Source organism: Amycolatopsis sp. NPDC051371 (genome assembly GCF_040682155.1).
Lineage (GTDB): Bacteria > Actinomycetota > Actinomycetes > Mycobacteriales > Pseudonocardiaceae > Amycolatopsis.
Genome location: NZ_JBFBAG010000076.1, coordinates 1 through 22,964, shown reverse-complemented (window position 1 = coordinate 22,964; position 22,964 = coordinate 1). Strand labels below are relative to the sequence as shown.

Annotated in this window: 26 protein-coding genes; 19 read left to right on the top strand and 7 right to left on the bottom strand. The window is 71.8% G+C overall.

What is annotated here, in order from left to right:
- Window positions 1-44: 44 nt before the first annotated feature.
- Complete coding sequence (locus AB0M59_RS50370; protein ID WP_364630514.1) at window positions 45-1,397, bottom strand: TrpB-like pyridoxal phosphate-dependent enzyme; 1,353 nt, start codon at window positions 1,395-1,397, stop codon at window positions 45-47.
- Between the two features lie 65 nt (window positions 1,398-1,462).
- Here AB0M59_RS50370 and AB0M59_RS50365 point away from each other — a divergent pair, with 65 nt between their 5' ends.
- The 4 genes from AB0M59_RS50365 to AB0M59_RS50350 all read left to right on the top strand — a co-directional run bounded on the left by AB0M59_RS50365 (window position 1,463) and on the right by AB0M59_RS50350 (window position 4,204).
- Complete coding sequence (locus tag AB0M59_RS50365; protein ID WP_364630512.1) at window positions 1,463-2,323, top strand: arginase family protein; 861 nt, start codon at window positions 1,463-1,465, stop codon at window positions 2,321-2,323.
- Window positions 2,320-2,985 carry a dienelactone hydrolase family protein gene (locus tag AB0M59_RS50360; RefSeq protein ID WP_364630509.1) on the top strand — a complete coding sequence of 222 codons (666 nt, stop codon included), beginning with the start codon at window positions 2,320-2,322 and terminating at the stop codon, window positions 2,983-2,985. Before AB0M59_RS50365 ends, AB0M59_RS50360 begins: the two co-directional genes overlap by 4 nt.
- Window positions 2,986-3,051: 66 nt before the next feature.
- The gene (locus tag AB0M59_RS50355; RefSeq protein ID WP_364630507.1) at window positions 3,052-3,513 is read left to right on the top strand and encodes a phage tail protein; all 462 of its coding nucleotides are present in this window, start codon (window positions 3,052-3,054) and stop codon (window positions 3,511-3,513) included.
- A gap of 64 nt (window positions 3,514-3,577) precedes the next feature.
- On the top strand, window positions 3,578-4,204 hold the full coding sequence (locus AB0M59_RS50350) for a glyoxalase (RefSeq protein ID WP_364630504.1): 627 nt from the start codon (window positions 3,578-3,580) through the stop codon (window positions 4,202-4,204).
- A 111-nt stretch (window positions 4,205-4,315) separates the two neighbouring features.
- Here AB0M59_RS50350 and AB0M59_RS50345 read toward each other — a convergent pair whose 3' ends face one another.
- Complete coding sequence (locus AB0M59_RS50345) at window positions 4,316-4,945, bottom strand: hypothetical protein (protein WP_364630501.1); 630 nt, start codon at window positions 4,943-4,945, stop codon at window positions 4,316-4,318.
- 281 nt (window positions 4,946-5,226) lie between these two features.
- On the opposite strand from AB0M59_RS50345, the gene AB0M59_RS50340 reads away from it, so the two are divergent.
- Both AB0M59_RS50340 and AB0M59_RS50335 read left to right on the top strand, forming a co-directional pair.
- On the top strand, window positions 5,227-6,219 hold the full coding sequence (locus tag AB0M59_RS50340; protein WP_364630498.1) for a hypothetical protein: 993 nt from the start codon (window positions 5,227-5,229) through the stop codon (window positions 6,217-6,219).
- Between the two features lie 43 nt (window positions 6,220-6,262).
- On the top strand, window positions 6,263-7,054 hold the full coding sequence (locus AB0M59_RS50335; protein ID WP_364630496.1) for a DNA-formamidopyrimidine glycosylase family protein: 792 nt from the start codon (window positions 6,263-6,265) through the stop codon (window positions 7,052-7,054).
- Here AB0M59_RS50335 and AB0M59_RS50330 read toward each other — a convergent pair.
- Entirely contained in the window at window positions 7,051-7,533 is a 483-nt protein-coding gene (locus AB0M59_RS50330) for a DinB family protein (RefSeq protein WP_364630493.1), read from the bottom strand. The two genes, AB0M59_RS50335 and AB0M59_RS50330, sit on opposite strands and share 4 nt — an antisense overlap.
- Window positions 7,534-7,608: 75 nt before the next feature.
- Between AB0M59_RS50330 and AB0M59_RS50325 the strand changes: the two genes are divergently transcribed.
- Window positions 7,609-8,403 carry a PIG-L family deacetylase gene (locus AB0M59_RS50325; RefSeq protein WP_364630490.1) on the top strand — a complete coding sequence of 265 codons (795 nt, stop codon included), beginning with the start codon at window positions 7,609-7,611 and terminating at the stop codon, window positions 8,401-8,403.
- 52 nt (window positions 8,404-8,455) lie between these two features.
- Here AB0M59_RS50325 and AB0M59_RS50320 read toward each other — a convergent pair whose 3' ends face one another.
- The gene (locus AB0M59_RS50320) at window positions 8,456-8,848 is read right to left on the bottom strand and encodes a RidA family protein (protein ID WP_364630487.1); all 393 of its coding nucleotides are present in this window, start codon (window positions 8,846-8,848) and stop codon (window positions 8,456-8,458) included.
- 47 nt (window positions 8,849-8,895) lie between these two features.
- On the opposite strand from AB0M59_RS50320, the gene mtnA reads away from it, so the two are divergent.
- Entirely contained in the window at window positions 8,896-9,861 is a 966-nt protein-coding gene (gene mtnA, locus AB0M59_RS50315) for an S-methyl-5-thioribose-1-phosphate isomerase (protein ID WP_364630481.1), read from the top strand.
- Window positions 9,862-9,864: 3 nt separating this feature from the next.
- Here the strand turns inward: mtnA and AB0M59_RS50310 are convergent, their stop codons facing one another.
- Together AB0M59_RS50310 and AB0M59_RS50305 are read right to left on the bottom strand one after the other, a co-directional pair.
- Window positions 9,865-10,080 (bottom strand): ferredoxin, encoded by a 216-nt coding sequence (locus tag AB0M59_RS50310; protein ID WP_364630478.1) that lies wholly within the window; start codon window positions 10,078-10,080, stop codon window positions 9,865-9,867.
- A 14-nt stretch (window positions 10,081-10,094) separates the two neighbouring features.
- Window positions 10,095-11,285, bottom strand: a complete 1,191-nt coding sequence (locus AB0M59_RS50305) for a cytochrome P450 (RefSeq protein ID WP_364630475.1) — start codon at window positions 11,283-11,285, stop codon at window positions 10,095-10,097.
- A gap of 113 nt (window positions 11,286-11,398) precedes the next feature.
- Between AB0M59_RS50305 and AB0M59_RS50300 the strand changes: the two genes are divergently transcribed.
- The 5 genes from AB0M59_RS50300 to AB0M59_RS50280 are packed head-to-tail and all read left to right on the top strand — an operon-like array spanning window position 11,399 to window position 14,862.
- Window positions 11,399-11,908, top strand: coding sequence for a PadR family transcriptional regulator (locus AB0M59_RS50300; RefSeq protein WP_364630472.1), 510 nt, complete (start codon window positions 11,399-11,401; stop codon window positions 11,906-11,908).
- The gene (locus tag AB0M59_RS50295; protein WP_364630469.1) at window positions 11,905-13,119 is read left to right on the top strand and encodes a cytochrome P450; all 1,215 of its coding nucleotides are present in this window, start codon (window positions 11,905-11,907) and stop codon (window positions 13,117-13,119) included. The genes AB0M59_RS50300 and AB0M59_RS50295 overlap by 4 nt, the downstream gene beginning before the upstream one ends.
- A gap of 5 nt (window positions 13,120-13,124) precedes the next feature.
- Window positions 13,125-13,319 (top strand): ferredoxin, encoded by a 195-nt coding sequence (locus tag AB0M59_RS50290; protein ID WP_364630466.1) that lies wholly within the window; start codon window positions 13,125-13,127, stop codon window positions 13,317-13,319.
- 37 nt (window positions 13,320-13,356) lie between these two features.
- The gene (locus AB0M59_RS50285) at window positions 13,357-13,926 is read left to right on the top strand and encodes a TetR family transcriptional regulator (protein ID WP_364630463.1); all 570 of its coding nucleotides are present in this window, start codon (window positions 13,357-13,359) and stop codon (window positions 13,924-13,926) included.
- Window positions 13,927-13,956: 30 nt separating this feature from the next.
- The gene (locus tag AB0M59_RS50280) at window positions 13,957-14,862 is read left to right on the top strand and encodes an aminoglycoside phosphotransferase family protein (RefSeq protein ID WP_364630460.1); all 906 of its coding nucleotides are present in this window, start codon (window positions 13,957-13,959) and stop codon (window positions 14,860-14,862) included.
- Here AB0M59_RS50280 and AB0M59_RS50275 read toward each other — a convergent pair.
- Window positions 14,839-17,574: an FAD-binding and (Fe-S)-binding domain-containing protein gene (locus AB0M59_RS50275; protein ID WP_364630457.1), complete on the bottom strand. Its 2,736-nt coding sequence runs from the start codon at window positions 17,572-17,574 to the stop codon at window positions 14,839-14,841. The genes AB0M59_RS50280 and AB0M59_RS50275 overlap by 24 nt on opposite strands.
- 84 nt (window positions 17,575-17,658) lie before the next feature.
- Here AB0M59_RS50275 and AB0M59_RS50270 point away from each other — a divergent pair, with 84 nt between their 5' ends.
- The 6 genes from AB0M59_RS50270 (at window position 17,659) to AB0M59_RS50245 (ending at window position 22,895) form a co-directional block, all read left to right on the top strand.
- Window positions 17,659-18,798, top strand: a complete 1,140-nt coding sequence (locus AB0M59_RS50270) for a GAF domain-containing protein (protein WP_364630454.1) — start codon at window positions 17,659-17,661, stop codon at window positions 18,796-18,798.
- Window positions 18,795-19,427 carry a response regulator transcription factor gene (locus AB0M59_RS50265; RefSeq protein WP_013228788.1) on the top strand — a complete coding sequence of 211 codons (633 nt, stop codon included), beginning with the start codon at window positions 18,795-18,797 and terminating at the stop codon, window positions 19,425-19,427. The genes AB0M59_RS50270 and AB0M59_RS50265 overlap by 4 nt, the downstream gene beginning before the upstream one ends.
- A gap of 13 nt (window positions 19,428-19,440) precedes the next feature.
- A complete protein-coding gene (locus AB0M59_RS50260; RefSeq protein WP_364630451.1) occupies window positions 19,441-20,259 on the top strand; it encodes a PHP domain-containing protein in 819 nt (272 codons plus the stop codon).
- A gap of 118 nt (window positions 20,260-20,377) precedes the next feature.
- The gene (locus AB0M59_RS50255; RefSeq protein ID WP_364630448.1) at window positions 20,378-21,187 is read left to right on the top strand and encodes an ABC transporter ATP-binding protein; all 810 of its coding nucleotides are present in this window, start codon (window positions 20,378-20,380) and stop codon (window positions 21,185-21,187) included.
- The gene (locus AB0M59_RS50250; RefSeq protein ID WP_364630445.1) at window positions 21,175-22,020 is read left to right on the top strand and encodes an ABC transporter ATP-binding protein; all 846 of its coding nucleotides are present in this window, start codon (window positions 21,175-21,177) and stop codon (window positions 22,018-22,020) included. Before AB0M59_RS50255 ends, AB0M59_RS50250 begins: the two co-directional genes overlap by 13 nt.
- Window positions 22,017-22,895 carry a branched-chain amino acid ABC transporter permease gene (locus AB0M59_RS50245; RefSeq protein ID WP_364630442.1) on the top strand — a complete coding sequence of 293 codons (879 nt, stop codon included), beginning with the start codon at window positions 22,017-22,019 and terminating at the stop codon, window positions 22,893-22,895. Before AB0M59_RS50250 ends, AB0M59_RS50245 begins: the two co-directional genes overlap by 4 nt.
- Window positions 22,896-22,964 lie beyond the last annotated feature (69 nt).

The following is a 22,964-nucleotide window of genomic DNA, read 5'->3' as shown; positions in this document are numbered from 1 at the left end:
GGCACATTGAGGGGCGTAGAGTCCCTCAATGTGCCATTCACGGCCTACGGCAGCGTCGAGAGGGAGTCCTCGAGTGTCGCCGCGGACAGTTCGTTGTCCACCATGTCGCCGGCCAGGTAGGCGCCGTAGGCCGGCAGGTCCAGGTGGGCGTGGCCGCACAGCGCCGTGAGGATCACCTTCTCCTCGCCGGTTTCCTTGCACCGCAACGCTTCCTGGATGCACGCCGCGAGCGCGTGCGTCGGCTCGGGCGCCGGGATGATGCCTTCGGACCGCGCGAACCGCACGCCCGCCGCGAAGCACTCCTGCTGCCCGATCGCGATCGCCTCGATCAGGCCGAGCTCGTAGATGTGCGAGATCAGCGGCGACATCCCGTGGTAGCGCAGGCCGCCGGCGTGGATCGGGTCCGGGATGAAGTCGTGGCCGAGCGTGTGCATCTTCAGCAGCGGCGTCAGCCCGGCGGTGTCGCCGAAGTCGTAGGCGTACTTCCCGCGCGTCAGCGAGGGACACGCGGCGGGCTCGACCGCGCGGATCACCGGGTCCATCCGGCCGGCCAGCTTCTCCCGCAGGAACGGGAACGCGAGGCCGCCGAAGTTCGAGCCGCCGCCGGTGCAGCCGACCAGCACGTCCGGGGTGTCGCCGGCCAGTTCGAACTGCTTCAGCGCCTCTTCGCCGATGATCGTCTGGTGCAGCAGCACGTGGTTGAGGACGCTGCCCAGCGCGTACCGCGTGTCCGGGTCCTGCGCCGCCTGCTCGACGGCCTCGCTGATCGCGATGCCGAGGCTGCCCGTCGAATCCGGGTGTTCCTTGAGGATCGCCTTGCCGGACTCGGTCAGCTCGGACGGGCTCGGGTGGACGGTCGCGCCGAACGTCTCCATCATCAGCTTGCGGTAGGGCTTCTGGTCGTAGGACGCGCGGACCTGCCAGACCTCGCACTCGATCCCGTACTGGGCGCAGGCGAACGCGAGCGCGCTCCCCCACTGGCCGGCGCCGGTCTCGGTGGTCAGCCGGGTGACACCCTCCTGCGCGTTGTAGTACGCCTGTGGCACGGCGGTGTTCGGCTTGTGCGAGCCGACCGGGCTGACGCCTTCGTACTTGTAGTAGATCCGCGCCGGGGTGCCGAGCGCCTTCTCCAGCCGTCGCGCCCGGTACAGCGGCGACGGCCGCCAGAGCCGGTAGACCTCCCGGACCTCCTCCGGGATGTCGACATAGCGATCAGTCGTCACTTCCTGGGCGATGAGCGCCTGTGGGAAGAGCGGAGCCAGGTCCTCCGGGCCGACGGGCTCCCGGGTGCCGGGGTGCAGCGGCGGGGGCGGCGGCTCCGGCAAGTCCGGGATGACGTTGTACCACTGGGTCGGCAGATCGTCTTCGTCCAGGATGTACTTGGTCTTCTCACCCATCGAACCTCCTTGGTCGGCACCTCAACTTAGGACGCCTCCGGCCGCGGAGCCAGTACGGTGATCGGGTGGGGAATCACGTCCTGCTCGACGCGCCGTCCAACCTCGGCCTGCGGCCGCCGGCCGAGGGCGCGGTGCCCGGCTGCTACAAGACGCCCGGTGTCCTGCGCGACCTCGGCATCCTGGACCGCCTGGGTGCGTCCGACGGCGGTGTCGTGACACCCGGCCGGTACGTGGGCACGTGGTCGCCGGGCGACGGCGTCCGCAACTCGGCGGCCATCGCGTCCTACACGCGCGCGCTGGCGGCGCGGGTGGCGTCGGTCCGGTCGTCGGGCGGCTTCCCGGTGGTCCTGGGCGGCGACTGCTCGATCTCACTGGGCGCGATGCTGGCGCTCCGCCGGTCCGGCCGGTACGGCATCGCGTACCTGGACGGTCACGACGACTTCCGCCACCTGGGCATCGCCGACCACGTCGGCGCGGCGGCGGGGGAGGACCTGGCGATCATGACCGGCCGCGGCGCCGCCGACCTCGCCGACATCGACGGGCTGCGGCCCTACGTCCGCGACAGCGACGTGCTGGTGCTCGGGGTGCGGACGGCCGAGTCGTCCCAGCTGCGCGCCGCGGGAATCCCTTTCGTCACTTCGGAACGCCTGATGGCGTCCGAGCCGTTGCCGTCCTCCGCGTTCGCCGGCCTGGACGGTTTCTGGATCCATGTGGACATCGACGTCCTCGACCCGGCGTACGTGTCCGCAGTGGACAGTCCCGATCCCGGCGGGCTCGATCCCGACACCCTGGTCGCGGTCTTGCGCGAGCTGCTGGCCCGGCCCGGAGCGGCCGGCTTCGAGCTGACGGTGTTCGACCCCGACCTCGACCCGGACGGCCGCCAGGCCGAGCTGGTCGCCGACATCCTGGAAAGGTCCCTGCGATGACCGACCTCCCCGTCTGGCTGCCCGAGTCCGGTCACGGCCCGGGCCTGGTGCTGATCCAGGAGATCTTCGGGCTGGACGACTACCTGCGTTCGGTGGCGGCGGAGCTGGCAGTGGCGGGTTACGTGGTGGCGATCCCGGAGCTGTTCCGGCGGACGGCACCCGGCTGGTCGTCCACCCACGACGAGGCAGGAGTGGCGGCCTCGATGGAGGTGGCGTCCACTTTCGACCCGGCGCTGGGGCTGGCGGACGTCCTCGCGGCGGTGGGCCACCTCCGTGCGCAGCCCGTCGTTTCCGGTGGTGTGGGAGTGCTGGGGTTCTGCCTGGGCGGATCGCTGGCGTTCGCGGCGGCGGCCGCGGGCGACCCGGACGTGGCGGTGTCGTTCTACGGCTCGACGGTGGCGGAGCAGATCGCGGACCTGGCGAAGATCACGTGCCCGATCCAGTTCCACTTCGGCGGGCAGGACCCGTACATCCCGCGCGCGGACGTCGCGGTGGTCGAGTCCGCCGTGGCGACCCACCCGGGCGCGGAGATCCACGTCCAGGAAGAGGCCGGGCACGCGTTCCACAACAACGTGGCCCCGATGTTCCACCACCCCGAGGCGGCCGCTCGAGCCTGGGCGTTGACGACGGAGTTCCTGCGACGAACCCTCGGGAGTGTGTGAAGCGTGCGGTGGGCTCCCGCGTCGTTTACCTTCGTCACCAGCACATTCGCCGACCCTGGAGGAGCCATGCCCCACGCCGTGGATTTCGCGACCGTGTCGACCGCCGGGCTGGAGTCGTCGCCGGTCGCCGACGCCCTCGCCGGCTTGCGGGCGAACGAGGCCCGGTACTTCAAGAACAAGTACGACCACGTCTTCACGACGGAGCCCGCGAGCGACGCCGCGCCGGCCATCGGCTGGGTGAGCCGGATCCTCCAAGAAGAACGCGGCATCGTCATCGCGTCGCCCCCGCTCGAAGCGACCGAGTTCGAGGTCGAGGGCATCCGGATGGCGTACGTGTTCTACGAAAGCGGCCTGTCGATCAACGTGATGTACACGATCGAGGACGGCGGGAAGCGGGCGGTCGGGTTCAAGCTCTCCGACGGGATGGACGTCCCCGAGGAGCTCGGGGCGTTCAAGTTCGCCCGCCAGAAGTCGAAGCTGGCCGGCACCATCCGCGGCTCCTACTTCGTCATCAAGGGCGAGTACTGAGCCTCGGCCAACCGATCAGGAATCGAGAAGCGCTGGTCACCGCCTCGCACCTAGCGTTACCGGCATGACGAACATCGACTCCATCACCCTCGAGGTGGCCGACACCGCGGCCGCCGAGCGCTTCTACGCCGACGCCTTCGGCCTCACCACCCAGGTCCGCTTCCGCGAGCAGCAGCAGCCCTCCACCGGCTTCCGCGGCTACACCCTCTCCCTCATCGTGGCCCAGCCCGCCGACGTCGACTCGCTCATGGCGACCGCCCTCGAAGCCGGGGCCACCACGCTCAAGCCCGCCGCGAAGTCCATGTGGGGCTACGGTGGCGCCGTCCAGGCCCCCGACGGCGCCATCTGGACCCTCGCCACCTCGGCCAAGAAGAACACCGGGCCGGCGACCCGGAAGATCGACTCGATCGTGCTCCTGCTGGGTGTCCAGGACATTCTGGCCAGCAAGAAGTTCTACGTCGAGCACGGTCTCACCGTCGCGAAGAGCTTCAACCGCATGTACGTCGAGTTCGACGGCGGCAGCGGCCCCGTGAAGCTCGCGCTCTACCGGCGCAAGGCCCTCGCCAAGCAGGCCGGCGTCGCTCCCGAAGGCACAGGGGCGCACCGGATCGCCGTCAACTCCGCGACGCCGTTCACCGACCCGGACGGGTTCGCCTGGGAAGTCGCCACCACCCAGTCACTCGACGCCTGACAAGAGGTCCGCGGTGGGTACGGCGGCCATCGCGGCCGGCACTGGTGATCGGCGAGGCGCTCGCCCTGGTCCGCCGCGATCGCCGCCCCTGACCGGCGGCCCTCCGGCTCGTCACCCGTTCGGCAGCTCGATCAGGGTGCCGTGGCGGACCGGGACCACGTCGTCCGGCGCGGACTTGGGGCTGCCAACACAGACGCACCCGCGGTACGTCCGGCCTTTGACCCGTTCGGCCACCGGCTGGAACCGATCGGGCCGCAGACCGCGGAACCGCGTGGCGACGACGTCTTCGTACAGACGCTGCGAGACGACCACGACGACGTCTTCGCCGGGGTGCCGCGCGAGCGTTTCGCGCACGGATTCCGCGTCGAGCAACCGGCAGGCGACGATGAGGGCGTCGCCGATGGGGCCGAAGACCCCCGCGGTCAGGGCGCCGTGGTGCATCGAAATCCGCAGCCGGAGCCGCGGCCGGCTGCCCCGCTCGAGTTCTTCCACCACTTCGTGGACGAAGTCCGCGACCACGCGGGAAACGTCGGAATCGGCGGGCAGCACCGCCAGTTCCCCGTCCCCCCGCGGCTGCCGGAGCCATTCGGCGCGGACGAGCCCGGCCCGTTCGGAAGCACGGTCGAGAACCTCCTTCAACCGGAGCAGAACCGCAGCCTGGTCGAGGATCCCCATTCTCGAGAATCCTTCGACGTCCACCGCCACGACGAGTCCGTAGACGAGCTGATCTTCGTAAAGCATGTGTCCATCCCCTCGGCAGAGCCGATGTCCCTGAGCCGATTGAACAGTCGCGAGCGGTTTCCGCGCCACGTCCGCGGACACACGAAGACGAACTCGTCCCGGGACACCGGGGAAAGCCGAGGTCCCCGAATTCCGTTTGTTTTCGACAGCCCGTCCGTCACGTGGAGGTGAGACGATGTGGGACAAAACCGGCCGACGTGGGACACGATGTCAAGATGCCTCTTCCCCGACCCGGGCCATTCGGTGACCTTGACCCGTCCGGGGTCACGACGCTCACCCGGTTGGCCGCTCTGCTCCGGCAATGCCGGGTGCGCGCCGGGAATCCCTCGCTGCGCGACATCGAGCGGCTCGGCGAGAAACTCGGACACGCGTTGCCCCGCTCCACCGTCGCCGGCGTCCTGGCCGGCCGGCGCGCGCCACGGCGTGATCTGCTCCTGGCCCTGCTGGCCGTTCTCGGAGTTCCCGAAGGGGACCGGGCGGCGTGGACGAGCGCCTGGGAAAAGGCCGTCGCCGACGGGCCGGAAGAAAGAGCGGAAGTCCCCGAGCCGGCCGATGGGGCAGCGCCCGACATCTGGCGGTTCCCGCCGGACGAGCCGGTGGTGATCGTCTGCGGGCGGGTCCCGGAATCGAGGATCAGCAACTTCGAATCGAGCGACCCGCAGGATCCCGACTACGTCGATCTGCTGACCTACACCGACCAGGACTCGCTGATCCACCTGTACGGCCACATCCGGTCCTTGAACCCGGACCACGATGTGAAGTTCGCGATGACGAGTGACCTGCAGCCGACCGACTACGCCAGTCACCTGGTGGTGATCGGCGGATCGGATTTCAATCCGGTGACCCGCGACATGTACTCCGCCCTGCACCTGCCCGTGAAGATATCGCAACGTCAGTCGGAAGCCGACTGGCCCGGCCTGGAGGTCGTCGACGAGGACGGGACCAGGTGGTTCGGCCCCGTTTTCGGCGACGAGTACGGGACGCGCATCCTCCACGAGGACGTGATCCTGTTCTTCCGCGGGGTGAACCCGCTCGACCGCCGGCGCACCATCACGATCTGCGCCGGCGGATACGCCCGCGGCACCCTCGCCGCGGCCCGGTGCCTGACCGTTCCGGGGCTCGGGCCGGCGAACCAGGCGTACCTGCGCCGCAGGGTCGGCGGCAACCGGCATTTCGGCTTCGTCGCGAGGGCGGTCGTCATCGACCGGATGCTGGTCACGCCGGACCTCACCGATCCCGGCCACCGGCTCTACGAGTGGATGCGGCCGGAGTGACGCCGATCGGCGACCCGGCACCCGAGCCGTCAGACTGGATCACGTGCCGGAACTGCCCGAAGTGGAGCTCGCCCGCCAGGTCCTCGCCGACGCGCTCGGCCGCGAGATCCGGGACGTCGACGACCACGACGACTGGGTCTGCCGCCCGCACGCGCCCGGGGACATCGCCGGTGCGTTGCGCGGTGGACGGCTCACCGAAGCGCACCGGCGGGGCAAGACGCTCTGGTGTGAAACGGAAAACGGCGATGGCCGGCCCGGCCCGAACCTCGGCCTGCACCTCGGGATGGCCGGGCAGCTGCGGTTCGGCGGCCGGAGCGGCCCGCCCGGGAAGGCCCGTGACCGGGTGGAGAAGCCCGAATGGTTCCGGTTCGGGATCACTTTCGCCGACGGCGAACGGCTGCTTCTGTTCGACACGCGCCGGCTCAGCCGGGTGCGGCTCGATCCCGACCTCGACGCGCTCGGCCCGGACGCCGGCGAGGTGTCGCGCCAGGACTTCCGCGAGCGTGTCGGGCGGGGCCGGGCGCCGGTGAAGGCGCGGCTGCTGGACCAGTCCGTGCTGGCCGGGATCGGGAACCTGCTGGCCGACGAAACCCTCTGGCAGGCGGCGGTGAGCCCGGCGCGCCCGGTGAACGAACTGGGCGACGACGACCTCGCGAACCTCCACAAGGCACTCCGGAAGGCGTTGCGCGCGGCGATCAAGCACGGTGGCGTCCACACGGGCGAGATCATCGGCCACCGCCGCGCGGGCGACCACTGCCCCCGCTGCGGCGCGGAGATGGCGCACGGCACCGTCGGCGGCCGGTCGACCTGGTGGTGCGCGAAGGAACAGTCCTAGCGCGGCCCGAGCCCGGTGCGGCCGTCGATCAGCTCGCGCACGACGTCCAGGTGGCCGGCGTGCCGGGCCGTCTCCTCGATCATGTGCAGGACCACCCCGCGCAGGTCGGCGATCTCGTCCGCGAGCGGCGAGGGGTGGCGCGACTCCGGCACCGCGGACAACGGCGTCGCAGCGAAGATCTCGTCGGACCGGCGGCACTGCTCGCGGTAGAACGCGAAGACGACGTCCGGGGACCGGGGCGTGGTCAGCGGCTCGTGGTCGTCCGGCCACGCGACCGGGTCCGCGGTCCCGGTGACGATCTCCTGGAACCAGTGCCGCTCGGCGTACCCGAGGTGCTCGACCATGCCGAGCGGGGTCCAGCCGGTCGGCAGGACCGGGGTCGTCAGGGCCTTCTCGTCGAGTCCGCCGAGGATCGCCAGGACGCTGTCGCGCTGGGCTCGCAGGAACGACAGCAGCGTGTTCTTCTCGTCATCGGCCACGACCGCGGACCCTAACGGGCAGCAGGGCACCTTGGCGGGCGGTTTTTGTCGGTGGTGTTCGGTAGCGTCGGAGACATGGCAACACTGGTCACCTTCCACGCCCACCCGGACGACGAATGCCTGCGCACCGCCGGGGTGATGGCCAAGGCCGTCGCCGACGGGCACCGCGTCGTGCTCGTCGTCGCCACCCGGGGCGAGGTCGGCGAGGTCCCCGAGGGCTTTCTCGCCGAGGGCGAACAACTGTGGGAGCGGCGCGTGCGGGAGTCGCACGCGGCCGCGGAGATCCTCGGGGTGGAGCGCGTCGAGTTCCTCGGCTACCGCGACTCCGGGATGATGGGCGAATCGACGAACGACGACCCGGAGTGCTTCTGGCGGGCGGACGTCGAGAAGGCGGCCGAGCAGCTGGCGGCGATCCTGCGCGAGGAGTCGGCGGACGTGCTGACGGTCTACGACGACAACGGCGACTACGGCCACCCGGACCACATCCAGGTCCACCGCGTCGGCGTCCGCGCGGCCGAGCTGGCGGGCACGCCGCGCGTGTTCCAGGCGACGTTCAACCGCGAGTTCATGCAGCGCGGTTTCGAGGCGGCGGTGGAGCAGGGGCTGATGCCCCCGGAGGCGGCGCCGACCCCGCCGGAGAACGTCGAGTTCGGCAAACCGGAAGCCGAGATCACGGCGGCGGTCGACGTGGCGAAGTACGTGGGGGTGAAGCGCGCGGCGATGCGGGCGCATCCCAGTCAGATCAGCGAGGACATGTTCATGCTGGCCATGCCGGATGACGCCTTCGCGTTCGCGTTCGGGACCGAGTGGTTCATCCGGGCCGGGCAGGGCCCGGGGATCACGGAGACGGACTTGATGGCCGGGCTGTAGGGCCGGCCGGCCGCGCGGGAGGCAGGCCGGCGCCTCCCGCGCGCGGGCGTCGTCAGAGCGCCGCCGTCACGTCCAGCTCCACCAGCTGGCCCGGGAACCCCAGCTGCGCCACTCCCAGCAACGTGCTCGCCGAGGTGAACGCCGCTCCGATCGCCGACGTCGTCAGCCGGTCCCACACCTCCGACAGCACCGAACGGTCCTCCGTCACCACGTAGATCACCGTCCGGACCACGTCGGCCGGCGAAGCGCCCGCGAACGCCAGCGCCGCCGCCGTGTTGGCCACCACCTGGTCGACCTGCGGAATCAGCCCGTCGACCACCGAACCGTCCGCGGTCAGCGGGCACTGGCCGGCCAGGTACACCGTCCGGGTCGAGGCGGCCACCGTCACGTGGTGGTAGCCCGGCGGTGGGTGCAGCCCGGGCGGGTTCTGTCGTTCAATGGTCACCACCGCATCATCACCGGGCGCGCAAGCGAGAAACGCAGGGAGGGCACGTGCGCAGGACCATCGACTGGGCCGACGGTGCCGTCGTCGTCATCGACCAGACCGCGCTGCCCGCCGAGTACCGGCTGCTGCACCTGCGGACCGTCGGCGAGCTCGTCGACGCCATCCAGCGGCTCGCCGTCCGCGGGGCGCCCGCCCTCGGCGCCGCCGGGGCCCTCGGCGTCGCTCTCGCGGCCCGGACCAGCGACGACGTCGAAGCCGACGCCGACCTGATCGCCACCGCGCGCCCCACCGCCGTCAACCTCGCCTGGGGTGTCGAGCGCGCGATGAAGAAGCTCCCCGAAGGCGCGGAAGCCGTCCTCGAAGAAGCCTTGGCTCTCCTCACCGAAGACGAAGAGCTCAACAAGACCGCCTCACGCCACGCCGCCGGGATCGTGCTCGCCGCCTGCGCGCACCGGCCGTTGCGGCTGCTGAGCCACTGCAACGCCGGGCGCCTCGCGACCGTCGGCTGGGGCAGCGCCCTCGGCGTCGTCTGGCACCTGCACGAACGCGGGCTCGTCGAAGAAGTCCTCGTCGACGAAACCCGGCCGCTCCTGCAAGGCGCCCGGCTGACGGCGTGGGAGCTCGCGCAGGCGGATGTCCCCTACCGCGTCCAGCCCGATGGAGCCGCTGCCGCCGCGATGGCGCGCGGGATGGTCGACTGCGTGCTCGTCGGCGCCGACCGGATCGCCGCGAACGGCGACGTCGCCAACAAGATCGGCACCTACGGCCTGGCGATCGCCGCGAAGCACCACGGCGTGCCGTTCGTCGTGGTCGCGCCGTCGTCCACAGTGGACAGCAAGCTCGCGGACGGCGCGGGCATCGCCATCGAGGAACGCGCCGCCCGCGAGCTCACCGAATACGCCGGGGTGCCGCTCACCCCGCCGGACGCGCAGGTCTTCAACCCCGCGTTCGACGTGACCCCGCACGAGCTCATCACGGCCCTGGTCACCGAGCACGGCCGCTTCGAGCCCTGAGGACTAGGGGCGCGGGCCGATCTCGCGGCCGCCGTCGGTCACCACGATCGCCATCGCCGGGCACGAGTCCGCCGCGTCCAGCACCGTCTCGTCACCGTCCACGTCGGAGGTGATCGTGTGCGCGACCGCGCCGTCCAGCGCGAACACCTCGGGCATCAGCGCGGCGCACATCCCCGATCCGATGCAGGTGTGTTCGTCGACTTCCACGTGCCAGCTCATGGTCACCTTCCGCGTCACCAGCCGATCGGCATCGACCGCGCTCCGCGGACGAGCATCTGCGTCTTCCACACGATATCGCCGGCCAGGTGCAGCCCCGGCAGCTCGGTGACCAACGCGCGCAGCGCCTCTTGCAGCTCGAGCCGGGCCAGCGGCGCGCCCAGGCAATGGTGGACGCCGTGGCCGAAGCCGAGGTGGTGGTTGTCCTCGCGGTCGAACCGCAGGCCCTCGGCGTCGTCGAACTGCAGCCGGTCGCGGTTGGCCGCGCCCACAGCCACCAGCACCGGCTCCCCCGCCCGCACGAGCACGCCGCCGACCTCGACGTCTTCGGTGGCGTAGCGCGCGAACCCGGCGCCGGCGCCCAGCGGCACGAACCGCAGCAGCTCCTCGACGGCGGCCGGGATCAGGTCCGGGTCGGCGCACAGCCGCTCCCACTGCCCGGGCTGGTCGAGCAGCGCGTAGACGAAGTTGGGGATCTGGCTCGCGGTGGTCTCGTGCCCGGCGACGAGGATGCCGACGCACAGGTCGACCAGCTCCAGCTCGGTCAGCCGGTCGCGGGTGTCGCGCGCCTCGATCAGCGCCGTCATCAGGTCGTCCTGGGGCCGCGACCGGTGCTCGGCGATCAGCCCGCGCATGTAGTCGCGCAGCTCTTCGCGGTTGCGCTCGAACTCCTCGGGCGTCAGGCCGCTGGTGGACAGCGCGGCGTCGCTCCAGACGCGGAACTTCGGCCGGTCGGCGACCGGGACGCCGAGCAGCTCGCAGATGACCGCGACCGGGATCGGCAGCGCGTACAGGTCGACGAGGTCGGCGGGCGGGCCGGCCGCCTTCATGTCCGCGATCAGTCCCGCCGCCAGTGAAGCGACGCGCGGGCGCAGCAGCTCGACGCGCCGCATGGTGAACGCCTTCGCCACCAGTGTCCGCAGCCGCGTGTGGTCCGGCGGGTCCATCTGCAGGATGCCGCCGTCGCGCTGGACGGGCGAGCGGCGGGGCGCGTCCTTCTCCTTCTCCATCGCCCGCGAGAAGCGGCGGTCGCCGAGCACCAGCCGGGCGTCGGCGTAGCGGGTGGCCAGCCACGCCGGCTCCCCGTACGTCATCTTGACCCGGACCATGCCCTCGGCTTCGCGGGCGGCCGCGTAGGCCTCGTTGAGGTCGAGTCCCGCCTCCTCGTTGAAGGGGTACGAGAGCGGCTCGGTGTGGGTGACGGTCATGCGGAACCCCTCGCTCCGGTTGTAAGCAGCTGCTTACAAAGCTACACAGTTTCTTCCCACCTGTCACGGTCCGCCATTGCCTGGTCACGAAACCATAGGTTACGGTGACCTAGGTGTGGATCGAGATCCTTTTGCTGGCGAAGCTGGCCCGCGAGCCGATGCACGGCTACGAACTGCGCAAGGCCGTGGAGGCGTCGACGGGCCACACCCTGTCGAACAACTCGCTCTACCCGACGCTGCGGCGCTTCGTCGACGCCGGCGCCGTGAGCCGCAGCGCGGAGGAGCAGGAGGCCAAACCGCCGCGGCACGTCTACACGATCACCGACGTCGGGCGGGAACTGCTGCACGACATGCTCGCGGACTTCCCCGCCGAGCTGGCGCTCAACGAACCGGAGTTCCTGGCCAGGGTCGGGAACTTCGGCCGGCTGAGAAGGGACGACCGCGCCCGAGTGCTCGACGTCCGAAAACGGGCGCTGCTCGCCGAGCAGGCCAGGGTCACCGGGCTCGCCGCCGGGCAGGCCGACCCGTGGGGCCGCGCGGCATTGCACCACGTGATCGGGAAGTTCGACGCCGAGCTCCGCTGGCTCGCCGACCTCGAAACCGAACTGAGGAGAGACGCATGACCACCACCGAAGAGACGCCTCGCCTCCCCTTCGCGCGGGCGAACGCGCTCGCCATCGCGCCGGACTACGAAGCCCTCCGCCGGCAGGCCCCGATCAGCCGGGTGCTCACCCCGGCCGGCGACCCGGCGTGGCTGGTGACGTCGTACGAAGAGGCCAAGGAGATCTTCCGCGACAAGCGCTTCGGCCGCTCGCACCCCGCGCCGGAGCAGGCTTCGCGGATTTCGAACGCCGCGATCCAGGACGGCCCTAGCGGCGACTTCGAGACCGAAGAAGCCGAGCACAAGCGGATGCGCCGGATGCTCGCGCCCGCGTTCTCCGCGCCGCGGATGCGCGCCCTCGGCGACCGGATCGCCGAGCTGACCGACCGCTGCCTCGACGACCTGCAAGCCGCGCACGACGCCCACCCGGGCGAGCCGGTCGATCTGACCGACTTCCTCGCGTTCCCCCTGCCGGTGCTGGTGATCTGCGAGCTGCTCGGCGTGCCCTACGCCGACCGCGAAAAGTTCCGCGGCCTGTCCGAGCGGATCGCGAGGATGGACGGCGGCGAAGACGCGCAGGCGGCCATGACCGAGTTCAAGGCCTACATGACGGAACTGGCCGACGCGAAGCGCGCGGACCCGCAGCCCGACGTCATCTCCGACATGGTCGCGGTCCAGGCCGACGACCCCACGTTCACCGACGACGACCTCGCCCGGATGGGCGCCGGCCTGCTGTTCGCCGGCCACGAGACGACGTCCACCCGGATCGCGATGGGCACGCTGTTCCTGCTCAGCGACACCGCCCGCCGCGACCGCTTCGCCGCCGACCCCGAGGGCGAGGTGAACCAGACGATCGAGGAGATCCTGCGGCTGACCGCGACCAGCGGCACCGGCCTGCTGCGCTACGCCCACGAGGACGTCGAGGTCGCCGGGACGCGCATCATGCGCGGCGACGCCGTGCTCATCTCCAGCGACGCGGCCAACCGCGACGCGTCGGTGTTCGCCGACCCGGACGAGTTCGACCCCGCCCGCACGCCGAACGTCCACCTCGCCTTCGGCACCGGTGCGCACGTCTGCATCGGCGCCAACCTCGCGCGCACCGAGCTGCGGACGGTGTTCCCCAAGCTGTTCGCGCGGTTCCCCGGCCTGCGGCTGGCGGCGGAGATCGACGACATCCCGGTCCGCGTCAACCGCGTCGCCGGCGGGGTCGACCGGGTCCCGGTTCAGTGGTGAGCCCGGTGAAGATCACCGCCGACACCGACAGCTGTGTCTCGTCCGGACAGTGCGTCCTGCTCGCACCGGGCACGTTCGACCAGGACGAGGAGCTCGGCACCGTCGTCCTCCTCTCCGGGGAGCCGGCGGACGGCGAGGAGGACGCGGTCCGGCAGGCGGAGCTGACCTGCCCGGCCGCCGCGATCCGGCTCACCGGGTAGGAGCGCGCCCGCCCGGTTTGCCGGTTAACCTGCACCGGTGACCGCACAGCCGGGCCGCAGACGGGACGCGGCCGCGACCAGGGCCGCGCTGCTCGACGCCGCGGCCACGCTCTTCGCCGAGCGCGGCTTCGACCGGACCACCGTGCGGGACATCGCCGGCCAGGCCGGGGTCAACCAGGCGCTGCTGTTCCGCTACTTCGGCAGCAAGGACGCGTTGTTCGAAGAGGTCATGGCCCGTGGCGGCCGGGAGCACCTGGCCGCCACGACGCCGGAAAACCTCTTCGATGCCTCGCTGCGGAGCATGCTCGAGCCCGCGGATTCGGGACGGCGCAACCCGGCGCTGGAGACGTACCTGCGCTCGACCGGCAGCGACAACGCGTCAGCCGCGATCCGGCGTGAAGTCGGCGAGGAGTACGCGCGGGCGCTGGCCACGCTCACCGACGCCCCGGACGCCGAGCTGCGCGCGGATCTCGCGCTGGCCTGGCTGCTGGGCATCGGCCTGGTCCGCGAGATCACCGGCACGGAACCCCTGGCCAGCGCCGACCCCGACCACGTCAGCCAGCTCGTGCTCACCGCCGTCCGCACGCTCCTGGAGCGCACCGGATAACCGCTCGACAGCGCGCCTACCGTCGGGATCATGGCGATCTTCCCGTCCGCGGCGACCGAGGCCGAGTCCGCCGCGCTCACCCGCGAAAGCCTCCTGCCCGCGGTGACGACGCTGCTGGGTCGCGAGGACGTCGTCCCGTTCACCGAAGGTTCGCTGCCGGTGTACGCCGTCGGCGACGACCTGGTGCTCAAGCTCTACCCGCCGGTGTACCGCGACGAGCTCACCACCGAACGCACCATGCTCGAAGTGCTGCACGGCGTGCTGCCGGTGCCGGAGGCCGTGAAGTCCGGCGAGCAGGACGGCTGGGGATACCTCCTGATGGGACGGCTGCCCGGGCGGACGCTCGAGGAGGCCTGGCCGTCACTGTCCACTGAGGACAAACGGCGGCTGGTGCCCGAGCTGGGCGAGTTGCTGGCGACACTGCACGCCGTCGACGACGCTCGGCTCGACGTCCTGGCGCCGGCGGACTGGGCGGACTTCGTGGCGGCGCAACGCGCGAAGATCGTCGAGCACCATCGGCGGACCGGACTGGACGAGGTGTGGATCGCGCAGATCCCCGCGTTCCTCGACGCGGTCGATCTCGGAACGCCGCCGGTCGTGCCGCTGCACACGGAGTTCATGCGCGACCACGTGATGATCGACCCCGACGGGCGCGTCACCGGCCTGTTCGACTTCGAGCCCGCGATGCGCGGCGCCGCGGAGTACGACTTCGTGGCGGTGGGCCTGTTCGTCTCGAGCGGCGACGGCGACCTGCTGCGCCGCTTCCTGCGTGGCTACGGCCGGACCATCGACCCTCGTCGCTGCCTGGCGTACGCGCTGCTGCACGTCTACAGCAACTTCCGCTGGTACTTCGAGGTCATGCCGGCGCCGCCGGAACCGACACTGGACGCCCTGGCCACGGCGTGGTGGGGGTCAGGGCAACGCGCGCCGGAGTAGCTCCGCGAGGTGCACCGGTGTCCGGCCCGACTCCTGGGCGATCTGGGTCCGGCAGCTGAACCCGTCGGACACCACCACCGTCTCTTCCGAAGCGGCACGGATCGCCGGAAGCATCCGGTCCTCCGCCACGGCCTTCGACACCTCGTAGTGGCCGCGCTCGAAGCCGAAGTTGCCCGCCAGGCCGCAGCATCCGGAGTCCAGCGTCGTGTTGCGCACCCCGGCCGCCGCGAGCGCCGACTCGTCGGCGCCGAAGCCGAGGACCGCGTGCTGGTGGCAGTGCACCTGGGTGATCGCGTCGACGTCCAGCGCCGCGAACGGGATCGGGGCCCGCTCCAGCAGTTCCGCGAACGTGAACGTGCGGGACGCCAGCAACGCGGCACGCTCGTCACCCGGCATGAGCGCCGGCAGGTCGCCGCGGAACAGGGCCGTGCAGCTCGGCTCCAGCCCGGCCACCTCGTAGCCTTCTTCGAGATAGGGCGCGAGCACGCCGAGGGTCCGGTCCAGGACGCGGCGCGCGACGCCGAGCTGGCCCGTCGACACCCACGTCAGTCCACAACAGACTCCGCGGTCCGGCAGCACGACGTCGTAGCCGGCGGCGGTCAGCACCTCGTGGGCGGCCTCCAGCACCGAAGGCGTCAGGTAGTTGTTGAACGAGTCCGGCCACAGGACGACGCGACGCTCCCCCGAAGCCCGGCGCCGCAGATCCGCCCGCGACGACGTGAACGGCGCAGGAGCGAACGAAGGCAGATCTCGTTCCGGCGCGATCCCGCCCAGTCGTTTCACCAGGCCCGCCAACCGGGATCGACCGACGAAATTGGCCAGCCGGGGCGCTCGGGCACTGAGCCGCAGCCACAGCGGCAGCCAGCCCATCGAGTAGTGCGACGCCGGCCGCAGCCGCCGCCGGTAGTGCTGGTGCAGGAACTCCGCCTTGTACGTCGCCATGTCGACGTCCACCGGGCAGTCCGACAGGCATCCCTTGCAGGACAGGCACAAATCCAGGGCATCATGGACTTCGGACGAACGCCAGCCGTCCGTGATCACCTCGCCGTTGAGCATCTCGGCCAGCAGGTGGGCGCGCCCGCGCGTCGAGTGCTGCTCCTCGCGGGTGGCCCGGTAGCTCGGGCACATCACGCCGCCGCCGCTGGTGTTGCGGCACTTGCCGACACCGACGCAGCGTCGCATCGCCTGGCCGAAGCTCCCCCGGTCTTCGGGGTAACCCAGCACCGTGACGTCCTCTAGGGACAGTGGCGCCGGCCGCACCCGCAGATCGGCGTCGACCGGCCGCGGCGCCACCAGGATGCCGGGGTTCATCCGCCCCGCCGGGTCGAAGATCGCCTTGAACCGCCCGAAGAGGTCCATCATCTCCGGGCTGTACATCCGGGACAGCAGCTCGGACCGCGCCTGGCCGTCGCCGTGCTCGCCGGACAGCGAACCGCCGTGCGCGGCGACGAGGTCCGCCGCCTCCTCCAGGAACCGCCGGAAATCCGCCACGCCGGAAACGGACAACAAGTCGAAGTCCAGCCGCAGGTGCAGGCAGCCTTCGCCGTAGTGTCCGTAAACGACGCTGCGGCGCCCGTGTGCCCGCATGAGTTCTTTGAACTCGCGTAGGTACGCGCCGAGCCGCTCGGGCGGGACGGCCGCGTCCTCCCAGCCCGGCCAGGCCTCCGAACCGTCGGCGAGCCGGGTCGCGAGGCCCGCGCCCTCCTCGCGGATGCGCCACAGCCCGCGTTGCGCGGCCGGGTCGTCCACGATCGCGAACCCCGTGAGCTCCAGCGACGCCGCCAGCGCTCGAGCCCGCGCAGCCGGATCGTCCCCGGCCAGCTCGACGAACAGCCAGGCCCCGCCCGGCGGCAGGTCGCCGGCACGGCCCGGCAGCATCGCGACGAGCTCGGCGTCGACGCCCTCGACGGTCAGCGGCGACCACGGCAGGATCGCCGGCACGGCGTCGGCCGCGGCGATGTCGGACGGGAAACCGAGCACCGCCAGCACGCGGCGCGCCGGCAGCTCGGCCAGCTCGACCGTCGCTTCGAGCACCGTGACGCAGGTGCCCTCCGAGCCGACGAGCGCCTTCGCGACGTCGAACCCGTTCTCCGGCAACAGGTGTTCGAGCCCGTAGCCGGACACGCGCCGCGGCCACGTCGAGAGTTCCTTGCGCAACAACGCCAGGTTGTCCCGCACCAGCGCGCGCAGCTCGTCGAAGATCCGGCCCTCGGTGGGCTCGTCGCGCCCGACCCGAAGCCGCGTGCCGTCGTAGAGCAGCACGTCCAGCGACCGGACGACGTCGACCGTGCGCCCCCACGCCACCGAGTGCGAGCCGCACGCGTTGTTGCCGATCATCCCGCCGAGCGTGCAGCGGCTGTGCGTGGACGGGTCCGGGCCGAACCGCAGCCCGTGCGGCGCGGCGACCGCCTGCAGGTCGTCGAGCACCGTGCCGGGCAGCACCCGCGCGAGCCGGGTCTCCGGGTCCAGCGAAAGCACGCCGCCGACGTGGCGCGAAGTGTCGATGACCAGGCCCGGTCCGCACGCGTTCCCGGCGACGCTCGTGCCGCCACCGCGGGCGATCACCGGCAGGTCGCGGGCGCGCGCCTCGGCGACCGCGGCGATCACGTCGTCGACGGACTCCGGCAGCACCACGCCCCGGGGGACGTGGCGGTAGTTGGACGCGTCGGTCGTGTACAGCGCGAGCGTGGCGGCGTCGGTGAGGATCTCCACACCCCCATTCAAGTCGACCGGCGCCGTCCGTACCTCTCCAGCCGGGTATGTCCGAAACCACAGTCGGTGTGCCATCGTGATCGGGTGACGGCAAAGGAGCACGTCGCCGAGTACAGCGCGGTGCTGGGCGAGCTGCTGCGCGAGCGCGAAAAGCTGCTCGGCACGCTCGATCGCGTCGCCGCGCTGCACGGGACCGCGCGCCTGGTCCGGGAGACGGTCGGCGCGAAGGCCGGGTTCGTCGCGGAGCTCGACCAGCCCGGGCTCGCCGTGATCCGCTGGATGTCCGGCACCCGGACGGACTCGCTGCAGGACCTCGAAGTGCCCGTCGGCCAGGGCATCGGCGGGCGCGTGCTCGCCCTGGGCCGGCCGGTCCGGGTCGCCGACTACGTCAGCTCGCCCGCGATCACCCACCAGTTCGACGCCCAGGTGCGCGGCGAGGGCTTGGCGGCGATGCTCGCCGTCCCGGTCGTCGCGCGCGGCGAGACCGTCGCCATCGCGTACGCGGCCATGCGCGAGCCCGCCGACTTCGGCGACGACGCCGTCCGGCGGATGGAGGAGGTCGCCTGCCAGGCCGGGACGGCCCTGCAGCTGGCGAAGGTCGCCGAGACCGACCGGACGGCCGCGGTGGCCGGCGAACGCCTGCGGATGCAGAGCGCGCTGCACGATTCCGTCGGCGCGCTGCTGTTCTCCATCGGCGTCCAGGTGCGCGACCTGCACGACGACGTCCGAGAACACCCCGGACTGGAGGCGCGGCTGCGGCGGCTCGAAGGGGACGTCTCGGCGGCGGCCGGGGCCCTGCGCGAGTCGCTGCTGGCGCTGTCGGAGTCCAGCCCGGAGCGGGCGCTGCCGGTCGAGCTGGCCGAGCACTGCCGCTCGTTCCAGGCGCGCTGCGGCGTCCCGGCCCGGTTCGTGCAGCTCGCGGCGGTGCCGCCGCTGGACGCCGAACGGACCGCGCTGCTCGTGGCCGCGGTGCGCGAAGGGCTGCTCAACGTCGAGAAGCACGCCCGGGCGTCGTCGGTGATCGTCAGCCTCCTGCCCAGCGAAGACGGCGTTCAGGTGGTCGTCGCGGACGACGGCACCGGCGCGGCGGCCGTCCCCGGCACGGGCGTGGGCCTGCGGGCGCTGACCGGGCGGGCCCTGCGGCTCGGCGGCCGGGTCAGCCTGGTCCGCGACGACGACGACGGCTGCACCCTGCGCGCGTGGGTGCCGCTGGTGCGACGGTGACCCCCACGACACCCGCGACCGTGTTCGTCGTCGACGACCACCCGGTGGTCCGCGACGGCGTGACGCTGCTGCTGCGCTCGGACCCGTGCCTGAGCGTGGTCGGCTCAGCCGAGTCCGGGCGGCTGGCGATCGAGCGGGTGGCGGCGCTCGCGCCGGACCTGATCCTGCTCGACCTGCGCCTGCCGGACATGCTCGCGCCGGAGGTCGTCACCGAGCTTCGGCGCGTGCACCCCGAGGGGAAGATCGTGGTGTTCACCGCCCACGGCGACCACCAGGGCGTGCTGGCCGCGCTGGAGTCGGGCGCGCACGGCTGCCTGCTCAAGGACGCCGCCGGCGCGCAGCTGGTGACCGAGCTGCGGCGGGTGCTGCGCGGCGAGCGCGTCGTCGACCCGAGGATCCTGCCCGACGCCGGGCAGCGATCGGACGCGCTGGCCCGCAGCGGCCTGACCCGCCGGGAGTACGAAGTCCTGCGGCTGGCCGCCCAGGGGCAGACCAACCCGGAGATCGCCGAGTCGACGGGGCTCGCGCGCAACACCGTGAAGACGTACCTGCAGTCGGCGCTGCACAAGCTGGGCGCGCGCAACCGCGTCGAGGCCATCGGCAAGGCCAGCGAAGCCGGGCTGCTGTGAGATCCTCCGCCGGGTGACGATCGACCTGCACGCGCACAGCACGGCCTCCGACGGGACGACACCGCCCGCTGTCCTTCCCCGGCTGGCCGCCGAGGCCGGGCTGACGGTGCTCGCCCTCACCGACCACGACACGTTCTCGGGCCTGGCTGCGGCGACCGCTGCCTCCTCCGGCGTCGAGATCGTCCCCGGCGTCGAGATCTCCTGCCGCCTCGACGACTTCGAGGTCCACCTGCTGGGGTTGTTCGTGGATCCCGGGCATGCGGCGCTGGCGGGTGAGCTGGAGCTGATCCGCACCGACCGGACCCGCCGCGCGGTGCGGATGGTCGAGCGATGCCGGGAGCTGGGTGCGCCGATCACGCTGGAGCAGGTCGAGGCGATCGCCGCGGGTGCGCCGCTGGGACGTCCGCACATCGCGGCGGCGCTGGCGGCCGCGGGCATCACCGACGCCTTCACCCCCGACTGGATCGCCGACGGCGGCCGGGCGGACGTGCCCAAGCACGTCCTGTCCACTGTGGACGCGATCACGCTCGTCCGCGCGGCCGGCGGCGCGGCGGTGCTGGCTCACCCGCGCTCGGTCAAGCGCCGCGCTGCGGTCTCCGACGCGCAGCTGGCAGCCCTTGTCGAAGCCGGACTCACGGGGATCGAGGCCGATCACCCGGAGCAGCCCCCGGAGGTCCGCGCGCGGCTCCGGGAAGTGGCCGCGGACCTGGGGTTGCTCGCGACCGGCTCCAGTGACTTCCACGGCGACCGCAAGCCGGTCCGGCTCGGCGAGTGCACGACGTCGCCCGAGGTGTTCGCGGCGCTCCGGGAGGCCGCCGTGTCCGTTTCGTAGCCGCATACCTCTCCACGTGGGGGTATCGGATCACCGCCGCCCCTCGCAGGATGACCGCCACTGACGGTGACTCACGTCACACGAGTGGAGGAGGCGTCTTGCGTCCTGGAGTGAGTCCGTGCTGACCGTGCGTGGCCTGCGGGTGCGGTACGGCCGGTCGACGGCCGCCCTGCACGGTGTCGACCTCGACGTCTCCGCCGACGGCGTCCTCGCCGTGCTCGGCAGCAACGGCGCCGGGAAGTCCACCCTGCTCAGAGCCGTCTCCGGCACGCTGCGCATGCACCGCGGCGCGATCGAAGACGGCGAGATCCGCTACGACGGCCACGCGCTCGGCAAGCTCGACCCGGCGCGGATCGTCCGGCTCGGCGTCGTCGGCGTGCCCGAGGGGCGGCAGATCTTCGCGCGGATGACCGTCGAAGAAAACCTGCGCGCCGGCGGCATCGGGGCGCGCACCGCGGCCGAACGGGACACCGCCCGCAACCGCGTCGACGAGCTGTTCCCCGTGCTCGGGGAGCGCGCCAAGCAGCGAGCCGGGCTGCTGTCCGGCGGCGAGCAGCAGATGCTGGCCATCGGCCGGGCGCTGATGTCCGCACCGAAGCTGCTGCTGCTCGACGAGCCGTCGCTGGGACTCGCGCCGAAGATCGTCGAGCAGATCGCCCGGACCATCCGCGAGATCCACGAGCAGGGCACCGCCGTGGTGCTGGTCGAGCAGAACGCCGTGATGGCGCTCGGCGTCGCCGACCACGCCGTGGTGCTGGAGGTCGGCCGGGTGGCGCTGGCCGGGACGGCCGCCGAGCTCGCCGCCAGCGAGGACGTCCGGCGGCTCTACCTCGGCGGGCACGCCGAGTCGCAGGAGACCGCCGACGCCGAAGCCGAACAAGCGCGCAAGCAGCTCGCCGGCCGGACCCTGTCGAGGTGGGCCGGATGACGCCGCCGGAGCTGCCTGTGACAACCGAGGCTTCTCCTCGGGCCGGGGGCTTCGCCACCCGGACCCCCGAAAAGCTGTGCGTCGAGGACGTCTCCCTGCGGTTCGGCGGGATCCGCGCCCTCGACGAAGTGAGCTTCACCGTCGCCCCCGGCTCGCTGCACGCGCTGATCGGGCCGAACGGCGCTGGGAAGTCCAGCTGCTTCAACGTGATCAGCGGCCTCTACCGGGCCGACGCCGGGCGCGTGCGGCTCGGCGACACTGACCTCACCGGGCTCGCGCCGCACAAGCTCGCCGGGCTCGGCGTCGGCCGGTCGTTCCAGAACGCCGCGCTCTCCCCCGGCTCCACCGTGTTGGACAACGTCCTGCTCGGCCGCCACGCGCTGACCCGCGGCGGGTTCCTCGAAGTCGGGCTACGGCTGCCGTGGACGGTCCGCGCCGAACGCCGGCACGCGGCACGCGCCCGCGAGATCTGCGCGTTCCTCGGCCTCGATGCGGTCGTCGACGCACCCGTAGGCGCTCTGCCCTACGGCGTCGTCAAGCGCGTCGACCTGGCCCGGGCGCTCGCGGTCGAGCCGGTGCTGCTCCTGCTCGACGAGCCCGCGGCCGGGATGAACGCGGCCGAGACCGCGGAGCTGGCCGGCACGATCACCGGGATCCGTGCCGAGCTGGGCATCTCGATCCTGCTCGTCGAGCACGACATGGGCCTGGTGATGGGCATCGCCGACCGGGTCACGGTGCTCGACTTCGGCCGTCGCATCGCCGACGGCACCCCGGCGCAGATCCAGGCCGACCCGGACGTCATCAAGGCCTACCTGGGCACGGAGGCGGCGTGAACACATTCCTGCAGCTCGTGGTGAACGGCCTCGGCAAGGGCGCGGTGTTCGCGTTGCTCGCGCTGGGGTTCGTCATCATCTTCAAGGCCACCGAAGTGGTCAACTTCGCGCACGGCTCGCTCGTGCTCTTCGGCGGCTACCTCGTCGTGGTGACGCGGGAGGCGCTCGGCTGGGTGGGCGCGTCGCTGGTCGGCATCGTCTCCGCCGGGCTGCTCGGCCTGGTCCTGGAGCGGCTGCTGCTGTCGCGTTCCCGGCACGCCGACGCGAACAGCCTGGCCCTGCTCACCATCGGCGTCGACGTGATCGTCACCGAGGAGATCGTGCGCCGCCTCGGCGTCACGCTGCCCTTCCTCGGCGGCGCCTGGGACGCGAAGCCGTTCCAGCTCGGCGGGATCACCCTGTTCCGCACGCACCTGGTCGCCCTCGGCGTGGCCGCGGTGCTCATCACGGCGTTCTGGCTCGCCTTCAAGTACTCGAACTGGGGCGTGGCGATGCGGGCGCAGGCGGAGAACCGCGAGGCCGCCGCGCTGATGGGCATCCGCAGCTCCCGGGTCACCGCGACCGCGTGGCTGGTCGCCGGGCTGCTGGCCGGGGTGGCCGTGCTGTTCATCGCGACGCAGGACTTCTCCGGCGCCGGGCTCTCCCGCGGGACGCACTCGATCGCGCTGGCCGCCTTCCCGGCGGCGATCCTCGGCGGCCTCGACTCGACGGCGGGCGCGGTGGTCGGGGGCCTGGTCGTCGGCCTGGTGGAAGCGCTGTCCGCGCAGTACGTGTCGTTCGACTTCTCGAAGAGCGCGGTGTTCCTCGTGATGCTGGTGGTCCTGGTGGTGCGACCCTCGGGGCTGTTCGGCACGAGGGAGCGAACCCGTGTCTGACAGCGCCGTGTCCGAAGTGGACGCTCTGCCCGAAGCCGCCGAGCCGCCGCGGCCCCGCCGTGACCTCGC